This window comes from Maridesulfovibrio pacificus (SeqCode), from assembly GCF_048612815.1.
In the GTDB taxonomy this organism is placed as follows: Bacteria; Desulfobacterota; Desulfovibrionia; order Desulfovibrionales; family Desulfovibrionaceae; genus Maridesulfovibrio; species Maridesulfovibrio pacificus.
Genome location: NZ_JBLZNE010000001.1, coordinates 1,611,891 through 1,627,788, shown reverse-complemented (window position 1 = coordinate 1,627,788; position 15,898 = coordinate 1,611,891). Strand labels below are relative to the sequence as shown.

Genomic DNA, 15,898 nt, shown 5'->3' with positions numbered 1-15,898 from the left:
AGCTAATTTGGAATGCATATGGAAAAATATATATTTTTCGTTTTACTTATCCTGATATTTGCAGTCTCTTCCGTGTCCGCTCAGGGACAAGCTGCAGAGAACGGCAACGGTTATGGCGGATTGATTGAGAAGTCCGACGGAACCCTTATTAATTGGGGAAACGGATTTCTTTCCGCTTCTTCTACCATCAAGCTGTTGCCGGGTAGCATTGATCCTGCGCGCAGCAAGGCCCTTGCCGTGCGGCAGGGTGGCGTTGAGTCCCGCAAGAAACTGTTGGATATGATCCTTTCTTTGCCATTGGACAGCCGCCGCAATGTTTCTGCTCTCATTGAGGATGACATTAAGTCATTGAATTCCCTGCGCGGTTATGTGCAGAATTCATTATTAAATACTGCTGTTGATGAAAGCGGAGCCGTGGTTGTTACCTCTTCCCTCAACCTGCGTAACGGACTTTCGTCCATCATCATTCCACCTACACTTTCCTTCCAGACCGGTATTCCGCCGACCATATCCGGTGAACGCGGTGAGGCCGGGGCTGAATTTCAGGCTTTGGAAAACGGGGAAAACGGTTACATTGACAGTTCAATCTATAGCGGTGTTTTGATTGATGCCCGTGGGCTTAATTATAAACCAGTACTCCTCCCTCTTATCTATGATGGTCGGGGAGTTGGAGTGTACGGTCCTTTTGCGGTCAGCAGGGAGTCTGTTCTTAAGCGTGGACTTGTGACTTATATGACTGATGATAAGTCTGAAAATCTGCGTTCACGGGTTGGAAACTTTCCATTGAAGGTCAAGGCAGTCAACACCCACGGAACTTCCCGCAGCAATTTTATTCTTTCTCTTGATGATGCTGTTAAGGTTAGAGCTGTGCTTAAACGTAAGATTGTGAGCGAGAATTGTTCGGTGGTTATCCTCGTGGATAAGGCCGCCGGGGCTGCAGACAATGATGAATCTGTGGATTCTGTAGATGAAGAACAGCCGCAGGATACTAATGCGGTGAATGATGATAGTGAGATTCAGGAAGAGTCTCTTGATGCAAATTCTGTCGATCATAATCAACAGCGATAAATTTACCGGAGCGATAAGTTGAATTTTTCAGATAAGATAAAGCCGTTTGTTTTGACAGCCTGCGTTGCGGTGCTGCTTTTTTCCGCTCTGCCTGCCCATGCAGTTAAAGTTCAGATTTTTAAGCCCGTTGATCCTGAAAAGGAAGTTTCACAGCGAACTATGCGTCAGGAAGCAGTCACTGAAGCTTTCGCTCAAGCTCTATTTGCTGAGGCTTCACGCATGCTTCCCGGCACTTTGTCCGCAGAAAGAACAGAGGCGGTTAAGAAGGCTTTCGGCAGTTATTATGAAGAGTACATCAAGGGCTATAAGGACATGAACGTCAAAATGGCTGAAGACGGAGTTTCTGTTGCCATTGATGTTAGCGTGAACCGTAAGGCTTTGCGTACTGCGATGAAAAAAATGGGACTCTTTTCAGTTTCCGCAGTTCCTGTCAAGATCGATGTTTCCAACGGAAAATATGCCCTTAACGAGGCTCAGCAGCTGGAACAGAATGGCAAAATCAATGAGTTGATTGCTCTTTACGGACTGAGCAATGTTACAGCTGCCGATAGTAACGAAACTGCTGTAGTTCTTTCCGTGCGTCATGCTTCCAAAAATCGTTGGACTGGAGATCTAAAGTCATCCCACGGGACATGGTATGCTTCAGGGAGTAGTATGGAACGTGTCTGGCGTGAACTATGGGGCAAATATTTTGGTTCTGAAAATATCGAAGCACTCATGAATCCTAAGGCTGTTCTGGTCGTCAACGGCTGGTTTAACCCCGAAGGCGTGCGTGAATTCGGACGTAAGCTTAAGTCTTGGGATTCCGCAGTACAGGAAGTGAAGTTGCTTGATGTTGAAATGCAGCCCACCGCAGTTTCTGCGAGCTGGTCCCTTGAAGTTTCCGACCAGTGGGTGCTGCGAGGATATTTAAATGACTACCTGCCTCCCCGCGGGCTGACTTTCAGTCTGGAGGGACTTGAGGAGGCAAAATAAGAAGGACGGATCGTGCAGAGCCGGAAAATCTGGACCATACCCAATCTGATCACCATTTTCAGGATATTGCTGACTCCGGGTTTTGTTATTACTTACCTTGACGGCAATTTTCTTGCTGCTTGGCTGCTGTTTATGGTTGCCGGGATTTCGGATGGGCTGGACGGTTTTCTGGCTCGGGTCATGAAACAGCGCACCGAATTCGGGGCCATGATTGATCCCCTTGCTGATAAAATTCTGCTTGTAACGTCCTTCATCTGTCTTTCCGCACAAGAATTCATTCCCGTCTGGCTGACCGTCCTTGCTGTCTCACGCGATCTGATCATAGTAGGGGGGCTTTTTTTGCTGAAATTTTATGGTGTGGAAGTGGAAAAGAAAATTAAGCCCCTTTGGTCCAGCAAGATTACTACCGCACTACAGCTCTTGGTTGTCTTTTCTGTCCTGACCGGACTTGCGTTCGGGTTGGATGTGGGATTCCTGCATCCGGAAATAGATATTGTCACTGCTTTTTTTACTTTTGTTTCCGGGGCAATATATCTTCGGCGCGGACTGGGAATGTTTGCTGAGGCTCTTGAAAACGGGGCAAAATAAAACCCCGGCTTGCAGAACAAACCGGGGTGTTGCAGACTGGGCCTGCAAAATAAATCAAGCTGGCAGCAAAGACTAAGCGTCTTTGTTCTTGTCTTTTGACGGAGTTACGTCAATTTCTTCAGATTCGCTGCTTGCCTTTTTAAAATTCTGAATTGCACGGCCAAGACCGCTACCCACTTCGGGAAGTTTTTTAGCTCCGAAAATCAGGATGATAATACCCAAAATTAAAAGAATCTCTGTTATTCCTAAACCGAACATTTTTATCCTCCAATGCTAGACGGTAGTGAACTTTTACACGTGCCTCGCTCTTTGGTCAAGAATGTCTTCTTATCTTGGAATGACACGGAAAAATTTATATTTTTGATCTTTACAAAGCAACGATGCGTACATACTTCAACCTTTGAATGTTTAACAGTTTAAGGCCGCTGGCCGTGTTGTCCCGGGGGGGATGTTTTTTGGCTAAGGTAACTAAAATGCCGGGCCGTATGTGCCGGTTTTATCAGAATGGAAGATGTCTCTACGAAGAAACGCTTAATCCCGGATATAATCGCGAATGGCGGTGCCGGGTTCTTAAGGATCTGGAAGGGGAGTATGACAAACTTCTTCTGCAGGCCGATAATTTCCATTTGGATGAACAGGCTTTCCGTGATCTTTGGGAACAAAGAATAGAAGAACACTTGAAATCCACAGTGGTGTGTCGCAAGATGGTTCCGCGTGATGAAGAGGGTTTTCCCTTCTGTGCTGCGCTGCATGAAGAGGTTTGTCTTTTTGAGCAGCCAGAATGTGAAGGCGTGTGCAGCCGTTTCAAACCGCGTAAAGAATAAATTTCAGAGAATAATTGGGTCTAAAAAGGAGTTCTGCCGTGCTGATATATTTTCCGCAAATGCATGAAGAGTTGGTGGAGGAAAAGGTTGAGGGTGCTTTGATTTTTGATCCGGGCATTGATCGTGATGAAACCGGGGATGTGCCTGTCTATCGGCCGGAAAATCTGCCTGTAGAACCTCAGACCTGCCGCCGTATGGTTGATGATTTTATCAGCTACGGTGAAAGCCTCGGCGCTATGTTCAAGTTTATCGCCAACCCCCAGTCCAATGACAAAGATCAGTTCGGTGAAAGAACCAGCGCCATCCAGAATGAGCTGGCTGCACGTATTTCGCCTAATGTTGTTGACAAAAGCGATGAAGAAGCACGCATTCAGAACCAGGTGGTTCTGGCTCTTTGTTACGCCTACGAAGAAAAAAATATAGAACTTGGATCCCTTGAGCAAAACCTGAACGAGAAATGGGCCGGATTTGGCGAAAGTCTCGGTCTGGATGTGGATAGCGAAGATGACCGCAAGGCTATGGCCCTTGGCGGGCTTATGGCCAACCTGCCCGGACTGGGCGGCGGAGATGTTCAGCTGCCATGGCAGAAGGTACTGGAAGGCTTTGCATTGCTTCTGCCTGAGAATTCTGTTTTGATTACAAGTGATGTTGATGCAGTCTCCCTTTGGAAGGACCGCGATATTGAATTTTATGAAAAGGAAGGATTGTTGGAGGAGAAAGCTTTGGTGCTCCGCGAAAAGGTGTGGAAGTTACTGAGCCTTTCCGGATTGCCCGAAGACAAGCCATGGCTTGACCGGGAATTTACCGTAGTTCTTAAAGTGAAAGAAGTTTAGGGAGAAATCCTATGGAATCAATATATCTCAGTGCCGTAACACCTCCTGACGTGGTTAAAGAAATCAAAGGTGTGATTTTTGACTGCGACGGGGTCTTGATCAATTCCTTTGAATCCAATAAGTGGTACTACAACAAGTTCAAGGAAAAGTTTGGACTTGACCCTATGGATGCCGAAGAAGAAAAGGCTGTCCACGCATTAACTCATGCCGCTGCCCTGAAGCATATCCTGCCTGAAGAATTTCATGAAGAAGCCTTTGCTTTCAGCTTAGATCCCTCTCTTAAAGAAGGGATTAATTATATTGAAGTGGAAGATGGACTGATCCGTCTACTTGAGTGGCTGAGGACAAATAATATTCGTATGGGCATCAATACCAACCGTACTGATACTCTCCCGCTGGTTTTGCAGATGTTTGATATTGAGGGCTTCTTTGCCCCCATGGTTACTTCGCAGACCCTGCCTAATACCAAGCCTCATCCTGAGGGCGTTCATTACATTCTTGATAAATGGAAAATGAAGCCTGAAGAGGTTGTCTATATCGGTGATACATGGGTGGATGAGAGTTGTGCCGAGCGTGCCGGAGTTGAGTTCTGGGCTTACCGCAGCCCGACTCTTAGCGCCCGTTTGCATGTGGACAGTTATTGGACTCTTTGCAACCTGCTGGAAAAGGCCCGGAACGATGTCTGGTCCAGTTGCGGTTGCGATCAGCAAAAGTTTATTTAAATTAATATAAAAGAGCAGGGTAGCACCTTCAGGGGTTGATTTACCTGTGTCTTCTTTGTGATTCATGTTCTTATATTTAATAGAATTTAGTTAAATTTGGAAAAACAGTTGATTCTTGAATCCTGCTGTGCCAATTTATAGTCAAGATCGGAAGCAGCCGCTTCTGATCCAGCCCGTTAGGAGTATGTTAAATGGATTACGTGATTCTTGCCGTGGCGAAGGTCCTTTCGCTCGTACTTAATCTCTATATGTGGGTGGTTATCATTTCCGCCCTGATTACTTGGGTCAATCCTGATCCCTACAATCCCATTGTCAGATTTTTACGTAGTGTGACTGAACCTGTTTTTGCCAAGGTTCGTCAGTATCTTCCTTTTGTAAATATTGGTGGATTTGATCTTTCACCCATTGTTGTCCTTCTGGTTATCCAGATGATCGACATTGCTCTGGTGGGTAATCTCACCAGACTCGCTTATGGTATGTAAATGCCGGAGGTGGGCATGAGTCTTTCAAAAATAGACTTACTTAATAAAAAATTCTCGAAGTCACTATTCGGATACTCCAAGAGTGAAGTTGACCAGCTCATGGTTGAACTCGCGGAGGTTCTGGGGACTTCTGCCGATGAGAAAAAGCAGCTCCAGAAGATGGTTTCCCGTCGTGAGAGCACTATCACTGAGTTTCGCCAGCGTGAAGAAACACTGCGCGATACCTTGATGACCACCCAGAAGATGGTGGACGACCTTAAGGCTACCGCAAGGAGAGAGGCCGAGGTTATCATCAATGAAGCCCATTCAAGGGCGGAGGTGATTTTGCAGCAGGCCCATAACAGGCTTGCTCAGATTCATGAGGATATCAACGAGCTGAAACGGCAGAGAATCCGGTTTGAGGTCGAGTTGAAAGCTCTCCTTGAATCCCATCTCAAAACTTTGGAGATAGGTGATCCCGAAGTTGATAAAGTCGAAGCCATCGAATCCAAACTTAAATTCTTCAAGAAGGCCAAGTGAGCGAAGTTATAGCTGAACTCCCATCTTACATAAGGCCCTGCGGACAAGGTTCGTGGAGGGTCTCTGTATGGGTGCAACCCGGAGCCAAGAACGAAGGTGTTACCGGGGAGTATCAGGACAGTGTGCGTGTGCGGATAAATGCGCCCGCTGTTGATAACAAAGCCAACAAGGCTCTTGCCGCATTTGTCGCGACCCGTCTGGGTCTCAAAAAGCGAAATATTTCCATTGCATCAGGGCATTCCAACCGTAAAAAGGTTTTACTGGTGGAGTCCGATGTTGAACCGCGCTGGGGAGGGATAATCCCTGCCGGCGCCTGAGTTGCAAACCATTGCAAAAAGGAGTTTCAAATGGAACAGAGAGAAATTGATCTGATCGAGCAGCTAGTGGGCCAGAATAGCGAAATTAACGCTCTATGGAATCAGCACAATGAATTCAAGAAACTCATTGATAAAATGGAAGCTAAGTCCTTCCTGAGTGACACTGAAACTCAGGAGGTCAAAGAACTCAAAAAGAAAAAACTCGCTGGAAAGACAAAGCTGCAAGCTTTGCTCGACAAGCATAAATAAGGGAGGGTAGCCATGGAGCTCACCGGAGCTCAGATATTTCTTGAATGTCTGAAAAAGGAGGGTGTGGACGTCGTATTCGGATTCCCAGGAGGAGCCGTAATTGATATATACGACGAATTGCCCAATTATCCGTTTAAGCACATACTTGTAAGGCACGAACAGGGTGCAATTCATGCTGCGGACGGCTATGCACGCGCCACCGGCGATGTAGGGGTCTGCCTCGTGACATCAGGTCCCGGAGCAACCAACACTGTTACCGGCATAGCAACGGCGTATATGGATTCAATTCCGGTGGTAATTTTCACCGGACAGGTTCCTACACCGCTGATCGGAAACGATGCGTTTCAGGAAGTGGATATCGTAGGAATCACCCGACCCTGCACGAAGCATAACTATCTGGTTAAGGACATTAAAGACCTTGCCTACACTGTTCGACAGGCCTTTTATCTGGCCCGCACAGGACGTCCCGGCCCGGTTCTTGTTGACCTTCCCAAAGACATTATGCAACAGAAATTCGAGTTCGAATGGCCTGAAGATGTGTCGCTGCGGAGCTACAACCCCAATCTGAAACCGCATGCGCGGCAGATTAAAAAAGTCGCTAAATTGATCGAAGGTGCAGAAAGACCCTTGATTTATGCAGGCGGAGGGGTTATCAGCTCTGGAGCTGAGGATGAATTGACATGGCTCGCCCGGAGCCTGAACATTCCGGTGACCGCTACCCTTATGGGGCTGGGCGCCTTTCCCGGAGATGATCCCCTTTGGCTGGGGATGCTGGGAATGCACGGCACCTATGCCGCAAACATGGCAATAAATAACGCGGACCTCGTCCTGGCAATCGGGGCGAGGTTCGATGACCGTGTTACCGGTAAGGTTAGCACTTTTGCCCCCAAAGCCACTCTTGTTCACATCGATATTGACCCCACCTCAATTCAGAAGAACGTAGCCGTACATGTGCCTCTGGTCGCTGACTGCAAAAGCGCACTGTCTGCATTAAAGAGTGAAATGGAACCGAACCTTGATTCCGTGGACTGGGAAGTTGCCCACGCTGTATGGGTCAGGCAGGTTCAGGAATGGTCAGAAACTCATCCCCTGCGATATAAAAAGGGCGACACCGAATACATCAAGCCCCAACTAGTTGTGGAGAAAGTCTACGAAATCAGTAACGGCGAAGCCATTGTTGCTACTGAAGTAGGCCAGAACCAGATGTGGGCTGCCCAGTTCTATAAGTTTAAACGCTCCAAATCTTTCCTCTCATCAGGTGGTCTCGGTACCATGGGCTTCGGTTTTCCCGCAGCTATCGGTGCCCAGATGGCCTTCCCGGACAAACTTGTGGTGAATATTGCCGGTGACGGTTCTATTCAGATGAATATTCAGGAAATGATGACTGCTGTCTGCAACAACCTTCCCGTAAAAATTGTTATTTTAAATAACGGATATCTCGGAATGGTCCGCCAGTGGCAGGAGCTTTTTTACAATCGCAACTACTGTGAAACCTGCATGGATGCCCAGCCGGACTTCGTTAAACTTGCCGAAGCGTACGGAGCTGCCGGGTACAGGGTTACTGAAGAAAAAGACCTCGAGCCGGTGCTCAAGGAAGCTTTCTCTAACGGAAAGCCGACCATCATCGATGTCCGTGTAGATCCGGAAGAGAACGTGTACCCCATGGTCCCGGCCGGCGCTTCATTAACCGACATGCTGCTCGTTTAGGAGGAAGTAATGAGACATACTTTATCCGTGACAGTTGAAAACGAGCCCGGGGTTCTTTCCAGAGTTGCAGGACTGTTCAGCGGGCGAGGATTCAACATTGAATCCCTCAACGTTGCTCCCACCCTTGAGGAGGGAGTTTCCCACATGACTATCACAACCATCGGCGATGAACATATCGTTGAGCAGATCGTTAAACAGCTTCGCAAGCTGGTTACGGTTATTAAAGTTGTGGACATGGTTGAACACAAGGCTGTTGAGCGTGAAATGGTCATTCTTAAGGTAAATGCCGAAGACAACAAGCGAGCTGAGATTCTGCGTATTGTGGATATCTTCCGTTGCAAAGTTGTTGATGTGAGCCCGGATGAACTCTCTATTGAAGTCACCGGTGACCACGGCAAGATCGAAGCATTGATCAGCCTATTGACCAGATTCGGTATCAAGGAAGTCGCCCGCACAGGTACCGTCGCTATGAAGCGCGCCCTGCAAGTTTAGGTAAAAATTTCATCAACATTTCGGCACAGGAGTGCCCTCCGTCTGGCTTTTTTCAAGGCGAGCCGCCGGGAAACTATTCGCGAGTTTCGTGTCCGAATTAAAGAGAAAAATCAGGAGAAAGCAATGAAAGTTTATTATGAAAATGATGCTGATCTGAATCTGCTTAAAGATAAGACAGTTGCCATCATCGGTTACGGTAGCCAGGGCCACGCCCACGCACAGAACCTTCGTGATTCCGGTGTTAAAGTTATTGTAGGTCAGCGTCCCGGCGGCGCCAACTATGAGCTTGCCAAGGAACACGGCTTTGAACCTGTCAGCGCTGCTGAAGCTGCTGCTCAGGCTGATCTGATCATGATTCTTCTGCCCGACCAGGTTCAGGCTGAAGTCTACAAAAATGACATCGCCCCCAACCTTAAGTCCGGCGACGTTCTTGCTTTCGGTCACGGTTTCAACATTCATTTCGAACAGATTGCTCCCCCCGCTGACGTTGACGTAATCATGGCTGCTCCCAAAGGACCCGGCCATCTCGTACGCCGCACCTACACTGAAGGCGGAGCTGTTCCTGCAATCATCGCAGTCGATCAGGATGCTTCCGGTAAAGCTTTTGATATCGCACTTGCTTACGCAAAAGGTATCGGCGCAACCCGTTCCGGCGTTCTGCAGACCACCTTCCGCGAAGAAACAGAAACTGACCTTTTCGGTGAGCAGGCTGTTCTCTGCGGTGGTCTTTCCGAGCTGATCAAAGCTGGGTTCGAAACTCTTGTTGAAGCCGGTTACCAGCCTGAAATCGCATACTTTGAGTGCCTGCACGAGTGCAAGCTGATCATCGACCTCATTTATGAAGGTGGCCTCGCCAAGATGCGTGATTCCATCTCCGATACTGCTGAGTACGGTGACTTGACTCGCGGCCCCCGCGTTATCAACGATAAGAGCCGTGAAGAGATGAAAAAGATCCTTAAAGAAATCCAGCAGGGTGAATTCGCACGTGAATTTATCGCTGAGAACATGACCGGTAAGGCTCACTTCTCTGCTATGCGTCGCATCGGTAAAGAACATCAGATCGAACAGGTCGGTGGCAAACTCCGTAAAATGATGAGCTGGCTTAAGAAGTAAGTAGTTACTCTTTTTTTCGATAGTTTATGGCCTGCGTGAAAAAAGTATAATTTATATACTTTTTTTACGCAGGCCTGTTGCTTTTTTATCCTTGCTGAGGTATGGGGCTAAATAGGATACCGGATTTCAGCCGAATATCGTGGATTGTCTGTATGGGTATTTAGTTGAATGGTTTATGGGTTAGAGGCGTAATTCTGGCCTGTAGCAAAGTGTGGTGACGAATTTTGATTCGAGCCGGCTGTCTGGGTTGTTTTAAGTCTTAACGTTTTATGGAGTTTTTTGAGATGTCGAAGAACATTTACGTGGGTAATCTGCCTTGGAATTCCTCTGAGGAAGATGTAAGGGCCGCTTTTGAAGAGTTTGGTGAAGTTATTTCCGTTAAACTCATCAATGACCGTGAAACTGGCCGCCCCCGCGGATTCGGTTTTGTTGAAATGGAAGATGAAGGCGCTATTCAGGCTATTGAAAATCTTGATGGTACTGACTTTGGCGGACGTAATCTGAAAGTAAACGAAGCTCGTCCCCGCGAACCACGTCCCAGACGCTGGTAATTTGTTGCGAATTGGTATAAAGCCCCTTTGGGCTGGTGAGAATATGTAATTCTCGCTGGAACCATTTTGTACCTAAAGACAGTCTTGATATTCCCGTATCCGGGAAAATCGAAAAATAAGCCCGCTGTCGCAGTTGCGTATGCGGGCTTTTTTTATGATAACTAATAATAGTAAGAGGAAAAGTTTTGGCTAAAGAAGAAGGCATTGCAGTTAATGGTATTGTAGAAGAAGCTCTCCCTAACGCTATGTTTCGCGTAGAGCTCGAAAATGGTCATGAGGTTCTGGCTCACATCTCCGGCAAAATGCGTAAATTCCGCATCAGAGTTATGCCCGGTGATAAAGTTACAGTTGAGCTCTCTCCTTACGATCTCACTCGCGGCAGAATTACTTACCGTCCCCGGTAGTAACTACCCGAGATTTCACGATACCTGTATCGATGGAATACCCCATGCGGGGTCGGTCCTTCTGTAACCGACCCCGTGGGATGGTGGTCATCCTTAAAATATATTTGATTTATTATATACAAAATTCATCTCAATGAATTTCATGGCTGCTGGGATGGTGGTCATCCTTAAAATAAATTAGATTTATTTTATATTAAATTCATATCGATGAATTTCATGGCTGCTGCGATGGTGGTCATCCTTGAAATAGATTTGATTTATTTTATACAAAATTCATATCGATGAATTTAGTGGCTGCTGCGATGGTGGGTGCTAAGAATTTAGTCTCTGCCGGCATGGAGGTATGTCCTATTTTTTACGCTGGTCTATTTTGATATCGACCAGCGGTGTTCCGTCTATGGCTTCCATAGGACGGACTTTTATTTTACAGCCGTTAATGGCGGTGATGGTCACCGGATGCAGGCCGATAGGATTGGGTCTGTCCGGGGAGCGGGTCGAGAATACGCCCCGTTTTGGACGTGATTCATCGCCACGCGGATGAACCTTTTGGTAGCTCCTGTCTGCTTTGTGGAGCCATGTGAAGAGCAATATCTCAGATCCTGCTTCCAATCCATCCAGTGCATCCCTGTATTTTTCGTTTATTTCAACTGTAGCTTCAATTCCGCCCTCGCAGCCTTGCTTAGGGGCATTCTCGCGTGTTTTTATGTCTGATCGTAAATAACCGATGATTTCAAGAGTCGTGTCCATAAATAGTCTCCGGTGCGTCTTTTAGAACTGTAGTTGATTTCGATTTTCATGTAGAAGGTAGTTTTTTTATTTTTCAATGTCCAGAGAGAGACAAAAGAAAAGCGGGTAACCTGAATCATCAGGTTACCCGCTTTTTTGTGGTTATTTATTGTGTATGGCTTACAGGAACCAGTCTACAGCCAGCAGTCCGGTGATGGACATGGTGATGGTGTAGGGCAGTGCCAGCAAGACCATTCTGCCATAGGAAAGCCTGATGACAGGGGCCAGTGCACTGGTCAGCAGAAAGAGGAATGCAGCCTGTCCGTTCGGTGTTGCAACGGACGGAATGTTGGTTCCGGTGTTGATTGCAACAGCGAGTTTGTCGAACTGGTGCATAGCTGCCTGAACCTGTGCACCTGCTGCCTGAGGCAGTGTTGCGATGATATCCGCGCGTACCGCGTGGGGATCGGTCAGTTTTGCCATCAGCTCCTGTCCGCTCATGCCGATACCGGGGATCGCATCAAGTACGTGTACGAAATGCATTTTGGTTTCGGAGATGTAGACTGTTGCAACAAATACGTTATCAGAGATAGCTGAGAGGACTCCATTTGCCACGTAATAGGCCATAAGCTGCGCTTGACCCTGCATGCTCAGTACGTATGAGATAATCGGCTTGAAAAGCTCCTGAGAGTGGATAACGGCAACTACAGCGAAGAATACAACAAGCAGAGCGGTGAAGGGCAGGGCTTCTTCAAATGCCGGGCCGATGCGGCCTTCTTCGATGACACCGGTGAAGGCGGTCAGAAGTACAATAATTGAGAGGCCTACAATACCAACCGCAGCCAGGTGGAAAGCCAGTGCAAGAATCAGCCAGACACCGATCAGTGCCTGAATGATAAGTTTAACCTTACCTGCCTGTCCCTGTTTTTCTTCCTGACGCATGGCTTCTTCAAAAAGGAAGGAGCGTATGTTGCCCGGAAGGCTGTAGCCGTAGCCGCAGATCTTGAACTGTTCTGTCAGGAGACAGGTGAGCAAGCCGATTACAAATACAGGCATGGTTACGGGCGCTACGTTTACAGCAAATGGGATGAAGTGCCAGCCCATTTCGTGACCGATGAGCAGGTTCTGGGGTTCACCGACTAGGGTGCACACACCGCCGAGAGCTGTACCTACTGCGCCATGCATCATCAGGTTACGCAGGAAGCCTCGGAATTCTTTGAGTTCCTCACGGTTCTTTTCTTTGAGGTGCAGATCGGAATCAAGGTTGTGAGACCCTGCGTCAGCACCACTGGAAACGTATTTATGGTAAACACTGTAAAAGCCCAGCGCAACAGCCATGATAACGGCGGTAACGGTCAGCGCATCAAGGAATGCGGAAAGGAAGGCTCCGGCAAAGCAGAACAATAGGGAGATCAGCTTCTTGGAGCGGACGTTGACCAGAATGCGGGTGAAGGTGAACTGTAGGAAGTCCTTCATAAAATAGATACCAGCTACCATGAAGATCAACAGCAGAATTACTTCAAAGTTGTGATGAGCTTCGTGATAGATGGTTTCAGGAGTGGTCAGTCCGATGAGAACTGCTTCCATTGCCAGCAAGCCGCCAGCAGGAAGGGGATAGCATTTAAGAGCCATTGTCAGGGTGAAAATAAATTCCGCAATAAGAACCCAGCCCGCTACGAAAGGTCCTACGGTGGCCATGATTATGGGGTTAATGATCAGGAAGGCCAGAATAGCCAGTTTGTACCACATCGGGGCATGCCCCAGAAAGGTATTCACAAAAGTTTTTGCCAATGATTGGGTCATAGCTTCTCTCCATTCGCTTAGATCTGTAAAACAATAAATACTGAAGTAAGAGTCCCGGCATATCTCGTATTTGTAGTGTGATTGAGATGGCTCGCGGGAATTGCGTGCAGCTTTAAACCGGGGATAGGGCACTGCCGGAGGGCCTGTTTCTGGCGATGGTCCAGAGGCGGTGTCGCAGGTATCAGTATGACGAGGTGGATGTAATCCACTATCCTTCGGCGGATTTTATATGCCTCTGTTGAGGTTATGTCCAGACGTGAAGGGGTAAATCATAGTATTATATGATTTTTAGTTTATAAATGGGAAAAAATTCACATTTTATTGAAATGAAAAGGTTAAGTTGTTGTTTGGCGTCTTATAATGATGCGTTTAAGTTTTGCATTTAATACATGACACCTGCTTTTGTAAGGTGTTATGTTTATGCTTCGAACTATTCAGTATTTGTATTTAGAGGTGGAGACTGGTGAGATTTTTTTGTTGTTTGATTGCGTTGTTTTTTTGTTTTGGCTCTTCTGCCCAAGCTTCCTCGCTTGAGGATGTCTGGGGCGAGGTTCATCCCTTGCTTTCTGATGCCGTGTCGGAGTTGGATCTGCGCTCCAATGTGCCTGATTCTTCCTGGAACCCTCTGGAAGCTGATAAGGATAGTGTAGATAGTAAAATTAATGATTTGTTGGATGAATGTATCGAGGTTCTGGGGATTTCCGGTATGTCGGAATCCAAGGTTGCCATCCGAAAATTACAAGAGGACTCGCGGTATTGTCGAGAACAGGTGGCTGAGCTTAAGACCGAGCGCCTTGCTGCCCCTAAGAAAGTTAAGAAGTGGGAAGTCTGGAAAAAAGATGCTGATTCCATTGATGCAAAGATTCGGGAGCTTGAAATACGTGAGGAAGAAAATGATAAGCGTATTGAAGGCTTGATTGATCAGTTGCTTAGCGAGATGCAGGGTATCGGTATGAAAGTTGACCGGGAACAGGTGGAAACACTTGTTTATAGCGTCACCGGTGATGATGACGTGCGCCTTGTTTCCGTATTTAATAATGTTAAGTTGATCACTACGGAATTACAGCGTCTTACAGCTGAAGCAAATGAGAACATTGAAATGGCCAAGCGGTATTATGGCATGCATACCTTGCTTCTGCGTATTCTGCTTAATCTTTATGATAATTATGAACAGAGAATCGATGATGTTTATCTGGTCCGTATAGCGGAGATAATTAAGAAGCAGGAAGGGTTAATTCAGAGGACTGTAGAAAAAATCAATAGTGAACCTGCTAAATATCGGGGCATATACAAGACTAATCTTGCAGCACAGGGGCTGACAGTTAGAACAGCTAAGATGTATGATGACTACCTGCGTAGGAATAAAAAACGTGTTGCGGATGCAAAATCCGGTATTTCTCATGAATATGAGGTAGCTCTGAATACCTTTGAGACGGTTCAAGGGGCGCACAGCCTGATTACCCTTATGCAGGATGCCAATGCCATGCTGGATCGCATTTCTGAATTGCAAACTCCTGATCTGGTTGTGTTTCAGAATCTTGAAATGAAAAATGAATTTCGAAAGCTCACAAATAGAATTAATTCATTAAAATAGTACAAAATTAAAATTTTGCTAAGAAGCTCCGGGAGGATGGGGATATATTGAAAAGTTGTTTCTGGCGGAAAAGGTTGGATATTACTCTGAAGTATCTTTTAAAATTTCATACCCATCTGCCATTATTGTAGGGATGAATTCAATAATTTCGTATTCAGCAACTCCTTCGCGTTTGAAGGGATCTTCATTAATGGTCTTTTCAAGTTGCTCCAGATCAATGTTTCTGGCGAGAATGATTCCTCCGGTGCGTGGAACTTTACGCCCGGAAGCGATAAAAGTTCCATTTTCATAATGCTTTTCCAGGAATTTGATGTGCTCTTCCAGTAATGCATCAATATTTTCTAATGGCTTAATGTAGTTTAGATTCAGAATATACATAGCTGTTGCCCTCTCCGGCTTGGAATGCTAAATATTGTTAGTTGGTGTTGTAGTACATTGTAATGTTTCGAATTGACAGGTCTTTTTGTATACAGCAATGGAATACAGGCTAACTATATAAATTGGTAAGGAGCAGATTATGATTTTGTCTCATGAAAGGGTCGGGGACTTTGTCATTCTGCATGTTGGTGAAAGCAGGGTTGATGCAACTAATTCTTCCGAATTACTGGAGCATGTGTCTTCTTTGGTTAATAAAGGAGACAGGAACGTTGTGCTTGATCTTTCTGCCGTACTCTTTATGGATTCCTGCGGTCTTGCCGGATTGATTCCTATTACGAATTGCATGCCTAAAGACGGACGTCTTTTGATTGCCGGACTGCATTCAAAAGTGGAGCAGATATTCAAGCTCACTAAGCTTAATACCATTTTTAACATATACCCATCAGTTGGTGAAGCCTTGAAATCTTAATCCTCATGGGCACGCAGGACTTGACTATGTCTTGCCGATTGTTAGATTACGGGCGACTTCAAACAGCTATTTATCTTTATATGG

21 protein-coding genes are annotated in these 15,898 nt (G+C 46.5%); 17 read left to right on the top strand and 4 right to left on the bottom strand.

The window, feature by feature from the left end; all coding sequences use genetic code 11:
• The first annotated feature begins 18 nt into the window (after window positions 1–18).
• Genes ACNI23_RS07625 through ACNI23_RS07615 form a run of 3 tightly spaced genes read left to right on the top strand, consistent with a single transcriptional unit; the run spans window position 19 to window position 2,631 of the window.
• Window positions 19–1,068, top strand: coding sequence for a TP0624 family protein (locus ACNI23_RS07625; protein WP_420247660.1), 1,050 nt, complete (start codon window positions 19–21; stop codon window positions 1,066–1,068).
• Window positions 1,069–1,086: 18 nt separating this feature from the next.
• Window positions 1,087–2,043, top strand: coding sequence for a hypothetical protein (locus ACNI23_RS07620; RefSeq protein WP_420247659.1), 957 nt, complete (start codon window positions 1,087–1,089; stop codon window positions 2,041–2,043).
• 12 nt (window positions 2,044–2,055) lie between these two features.
• Complete coding sequence (locus ACNI23_RS07615) at window positions 2,056–2,631, top strand: CDP-alcohol phosphatidyltransferase family protein (RefSeq protein ID WP_420247657.1); 576 nt, start codon at window positions 2,056–2,058, stop codon at window positions 2,629–2,631.
• A 72-nt stretch (window positions 2,632–2,703) separates the two neighbouring features.
• Here ACNI23_RS07615 and ACNI23_RS07610 read toward each other — a convergent pair whose 3' ends face one another.
• The gene (locus ACNI23_RS07610) at window positions 2,704–2,889 is read right to left on the bottom strand and encodes a twin-arginine translocase TatA/TatE family subunit (protein ID WP_015852278.1); all 186 of its coding nucleotides are present in this window, start codon (window positions 2,887–2,889) and stop codon (window positions 2,704–2,706) included.
• 197 nt (window positions 2,890–3,086) lie between these two features.
• Here ACNI23_RS07610 and ACNI23_RS07605 point away from each other — a divergent pair, with 197 nt between their 5' ends.
• From ACNI23_RS07605 to infA, 12 genes are all read left to right on the top strand, one after another.
• A complete protein-coding gene (locus ACNI23_RS07605) occupies window positions 3,087–3,455 on the top strand; it encodes a hypothetical protein (RefSeq protein ID WP_420247655.1) in 369 nt (122 codons plus the stop codon).
• 38 nt (window positions 3,456–3,493) lie between these two features.
• On the top strand, window positions 3,494–4,288 hold the full coding sequence (locus tag ACNI23_RS07600) for a hypothetical protein (RefSeq protein WP_420247653.1): 795 nt from the start codon (window positions 3,494–3,496) through the stop codon (window positions 4,286–4,288).
• A gap of 11 nt (window positions 4,289–4,299) precedes the next feature.
• A complete protein-coding gene (locus tag ACNI23_RS07595; RefSeq protein ID WP_420247651.1) occupies window positions 4,300–5,010 on the top strand; it encodes an HAD family hydrolase in 711 nt (236 codons plus the stop codon).
• Window positions 5,011–5,201: 191 nt separating this feature from the next.
• Window positions 5,202–5,492 (top strand): YggT family protein, encoded by a 291-nt coding sequence (locus ACNI23_RS07590; RefSeq protein ID WP_420247650.1) that lies wholly within the window; start codon window positions 5,202–5,204, stop codon window positions 5,490–5,492.
• A gap of 15 nt (window positions 5,493–5,507) precedes the next feature.
• The gene (locus tag ACNI23_RS07585) at window positions 5,508–6,011 is read left to right on the top strand and encodes a DivIVA domain-containing protein (protein ID WP_420247648.1); all 504 of its coding nucleotides are present in this window, start codon (window positions 5,508–5,510) and stop codon (window positions 6,009–6,011) included.
• Window positions 6,008–6,328 (top strand): DUF167 domain-containing protein, encoded by a 321-nt coding sequence (locus tag ACNI23_RS07580; RefSeq protein ID WP_420247646.1) that lies wholly within the window; start codon window positions 6,008–6,010, stop codon window positions 6,326–6,328. Before ACNI23_RS07585 ends, ACNI23_RS07580 begins: the two co-directional genes overlap by 4 nt.
• Before the next feature lie 30 nt (window positions 6,329–6,358).
• Complete coding sequence (locus tag ACNI23_RS07575) at window positions 6,359–6,577, top strand: DUF465 domain-containing protein (RefSeq protein WP_420247644.1); 219 nt, start codon at window positions 6,359–6,361, stop codon at window positions 6,575–6,577.
• Window positions 6,578–6,589: 12 nt separating this feature from the next.
• Entirely contained in the window at window positions 6,590–8,284 is a 1,695-nt protein-coding gene (gene ilvB / locus ACNI23_RS07570; protein ID WP_420247643.1) for a biosynthetic-type acetolactate synthase large subunit, read from the top strand.
• Window positions 8,285–8,293: 9 nt separating this feature from the next.
• Window positions 8,294–8,776 (top strand): acetolactate synthase small subunit, encoded by a 483-nt coding sequence (gene ilvN / locus ACNI23_RS07565; protein WP_420247641.1) that lies wholly within the window; start codon window positions 8,294–8,296, stop codon window positions 8,774–8,776.
• Window positions 8,777–8,899: 123 nt separating this feature from the next.
• Window positions 8,900–9,889, top strand: a complete 990-nt coding sequence (gene ilvC, locus ACNI23_RS07560; protein WP_420247639.1) for a ketol-acid reductoisomerase — start codon at window positions 8,900–8,902, stop codon at window positions 9,887–9,889.
• Between the two features lie 284 nt (window positions 9,890–10,173).
• Window positions 10,174–10,440 (top strand): RNA-binding regulator, encoded by a 267-nt coding sequence (gene rbp / locus ACNI23_RS07555; protein WP_319780147.1) that lies wholly within the window; start codon window positions 10,174–10,176, stop codon window positions 10,438–10,440.
• 185 nt (window positions 10,441–10,625) lie between these two features.
• Window positions 10,626–10,844: a translation initiation factor IF-1 gene (infA, locus tag ACNI23_RS07550; RefSeq protein ID WP_015852266.1), complete on the top strand. Its 219-nt coding sequence runs from the start codon at window positions 10,626–10,628 to the stop codon at window positions 10,842–10,844.
• Window positions 10,845–11,192: 348 nt separating this feature from the next.
• On the opposite strand, the gene tsaA is transcribed toward infA, so the two are convergent.
• Window positions 11,193–11,591, bottom strand: coding sequence for a tRNA (N6-threonylcarbamoyladenosine(37)-N6)-methyltransferase TrmO (gene tsaA, locus ACNI23_RS07545; protein ID WP_420247638.1), 399 nt, complete (start codon window positions 11,589–11,591; stop codon window positions 11,193–11,195).
• Between the two features lie 159 nt (window positions 11,592–11,750).
• Window positions 11,751–13,373, bottom strand: coding sequence for a sodium/proton antiporter NhaB (gene nhaB, locus ACNI23_RS07540; protein ID WP_420247636.1), 1,623 nt, complete (start codon window positions 13,371–13,373; stop codon window positions 11,751–11,753).
• A gap of 463 nt (window positions 13,374–13,836) precedes the next feature.
• Between nhaB and ACNI23_RS07535 the strand changes: the two genes are divergently transcribed.
• Window positions 13,837–14,967: a hypothetical protein gene (locus ACNI23_RS07535; protein ID WP_420247634.1), complete on the top strand. Its 1,131-nt coding sequence runs from the start codon at window positions 13,837–13,839 to the stop codon at window positions 14,965–14,967.
• 81 nt (window positions 14,968–15,048) lie between these two features.
• On the opposite strand, the gene ACNI23_RS07530 is transcribed toward ACNI23_RS07535, so the two are convergent.
• A complete protein-coding gene (locus ACNI23_RS07530) occupies window positions 15,049–15,345 on the bottom strand; it encodes a YciI family protein (RefSeq protein ID WP_420247632.1) in 297 nt (98 codons plus the stop codon).
• Window positions 15,346–15,484: 139 nt separating this feature from the next.
• On the opposite strand from ACNI23_RS07530, the gene ACNI23_RS07525 reads away from it, so the two are divergent.
• A complete protein-coding gene (locus tag ACNI23_RS07525) occupies window positions 15,485–15,814 on the top strand; it encodes an STAS domain-containing protein (protein WP_420247630.1) in 330 nt (109 codons plus the stop codon).
• The last annotated feature ends 84 nt before the right edge of the window (window positions 15,815–15,898 follow it).

Excerpts from the sequence above, each read along its gene's own strand:
- ACNI23_RS07625 (WP_420247660.1), top strand. The coding sequence starts at position 19 with ATGGAAAAATATATATTTTTCGTTTTACTTATCCTGATATTTGCAGTC.
- ACNI23_RS07610 (WP_015852278.1), bottom strand. The coding sequence starts at position 2,889 with ATGTTCGGTTTAGGAATAACAGAGATTCTTTTAATTTTGGGTATTATC.
- ACNI23_RS07595 (WP_420247651.1), top strand. The coding sequence starts at position 4,300 with ATGGAATCAATATATCTCAGTGCCGTAACACCTCCTGACGTGGTTAAA.
- ACNI23_RS07590 (WP_420247650.1), top strand. The coding sequence starts at position 5,202 with ATGGATTACGTGATTCTTGCCGTGGCGAAGGTCCTTTCGCTCGTACTT.
- ACNI23_RS07585 (WP_420247648.1), top strand. The coding sequence starts at position 5,508 with ATGAGTCTTTCAAAAATAGACTTACTTAATAAAAAATTCTCGAAGTCA.
- ACNI23_RS07575 (WP_420247644.1), top strand. The coding sequence starts at position 6,359 with ATGGAACAGAGAGAAATTGATCTGATCGAGCAGCTAGTGGGCCAGAAT.
- ilvB (WP_420247643.1), top strand. The coding sequence starts at position 6,590 with ATGGAGCTCACCGGAGCTCAGATATTTCTTGAATGTCTGAAAAAGGAG.
- ilvN (WP_420247641.1), top strand. The coding sequence starts at position 8,294 with ATGAGACATACTTTATCCGTGACAGTTGAAAACGAGCCCGGGGTTCTT.
- ilvC (WP_420247639.1), top strand. The coding sequence starts at position 8,900 with ATGAAAGTTTATTATGAAAATGATGCTGATCTGAATCTGCTTAAAGAT.
- rbp (WP_319780147.1), top strand. The coding sequence starts at position 10,174 with ATGTCGAAGAACATTTACGTGGGTAATCTGCCTTGGAATTCCTCTGAG.
- tsaA (WP_420247638.1), bottom strand. The coding sequence starts at position 11,591 with ATGGACACGACTCTTGAAATCATCGGTTATTTACGATCAGACATAAAA.
- nhaB (WP_420247636.1), bottom strand. The coding sequence starts at position 13,373 with ATGACCCAATCATTGGCAAAAACTTTTGTGAATACCTTTCTGGGGCAT.
- ACNI23_RS07530 (WP_420247632.1), bottom strand. The coding sequence starts at position 15,345 with ATGTATATTCTGAATCTAAACTACATTAAGCCATTAGAAAATATTGAT.
- ACNI23_RS07525 (WP_420247630.1), top strand. The coding sequence starts at position 15,485 with ATGATTTTGTCTCATGAAAGGGTCGGGGACTTTGTCATTCTGCATGTT.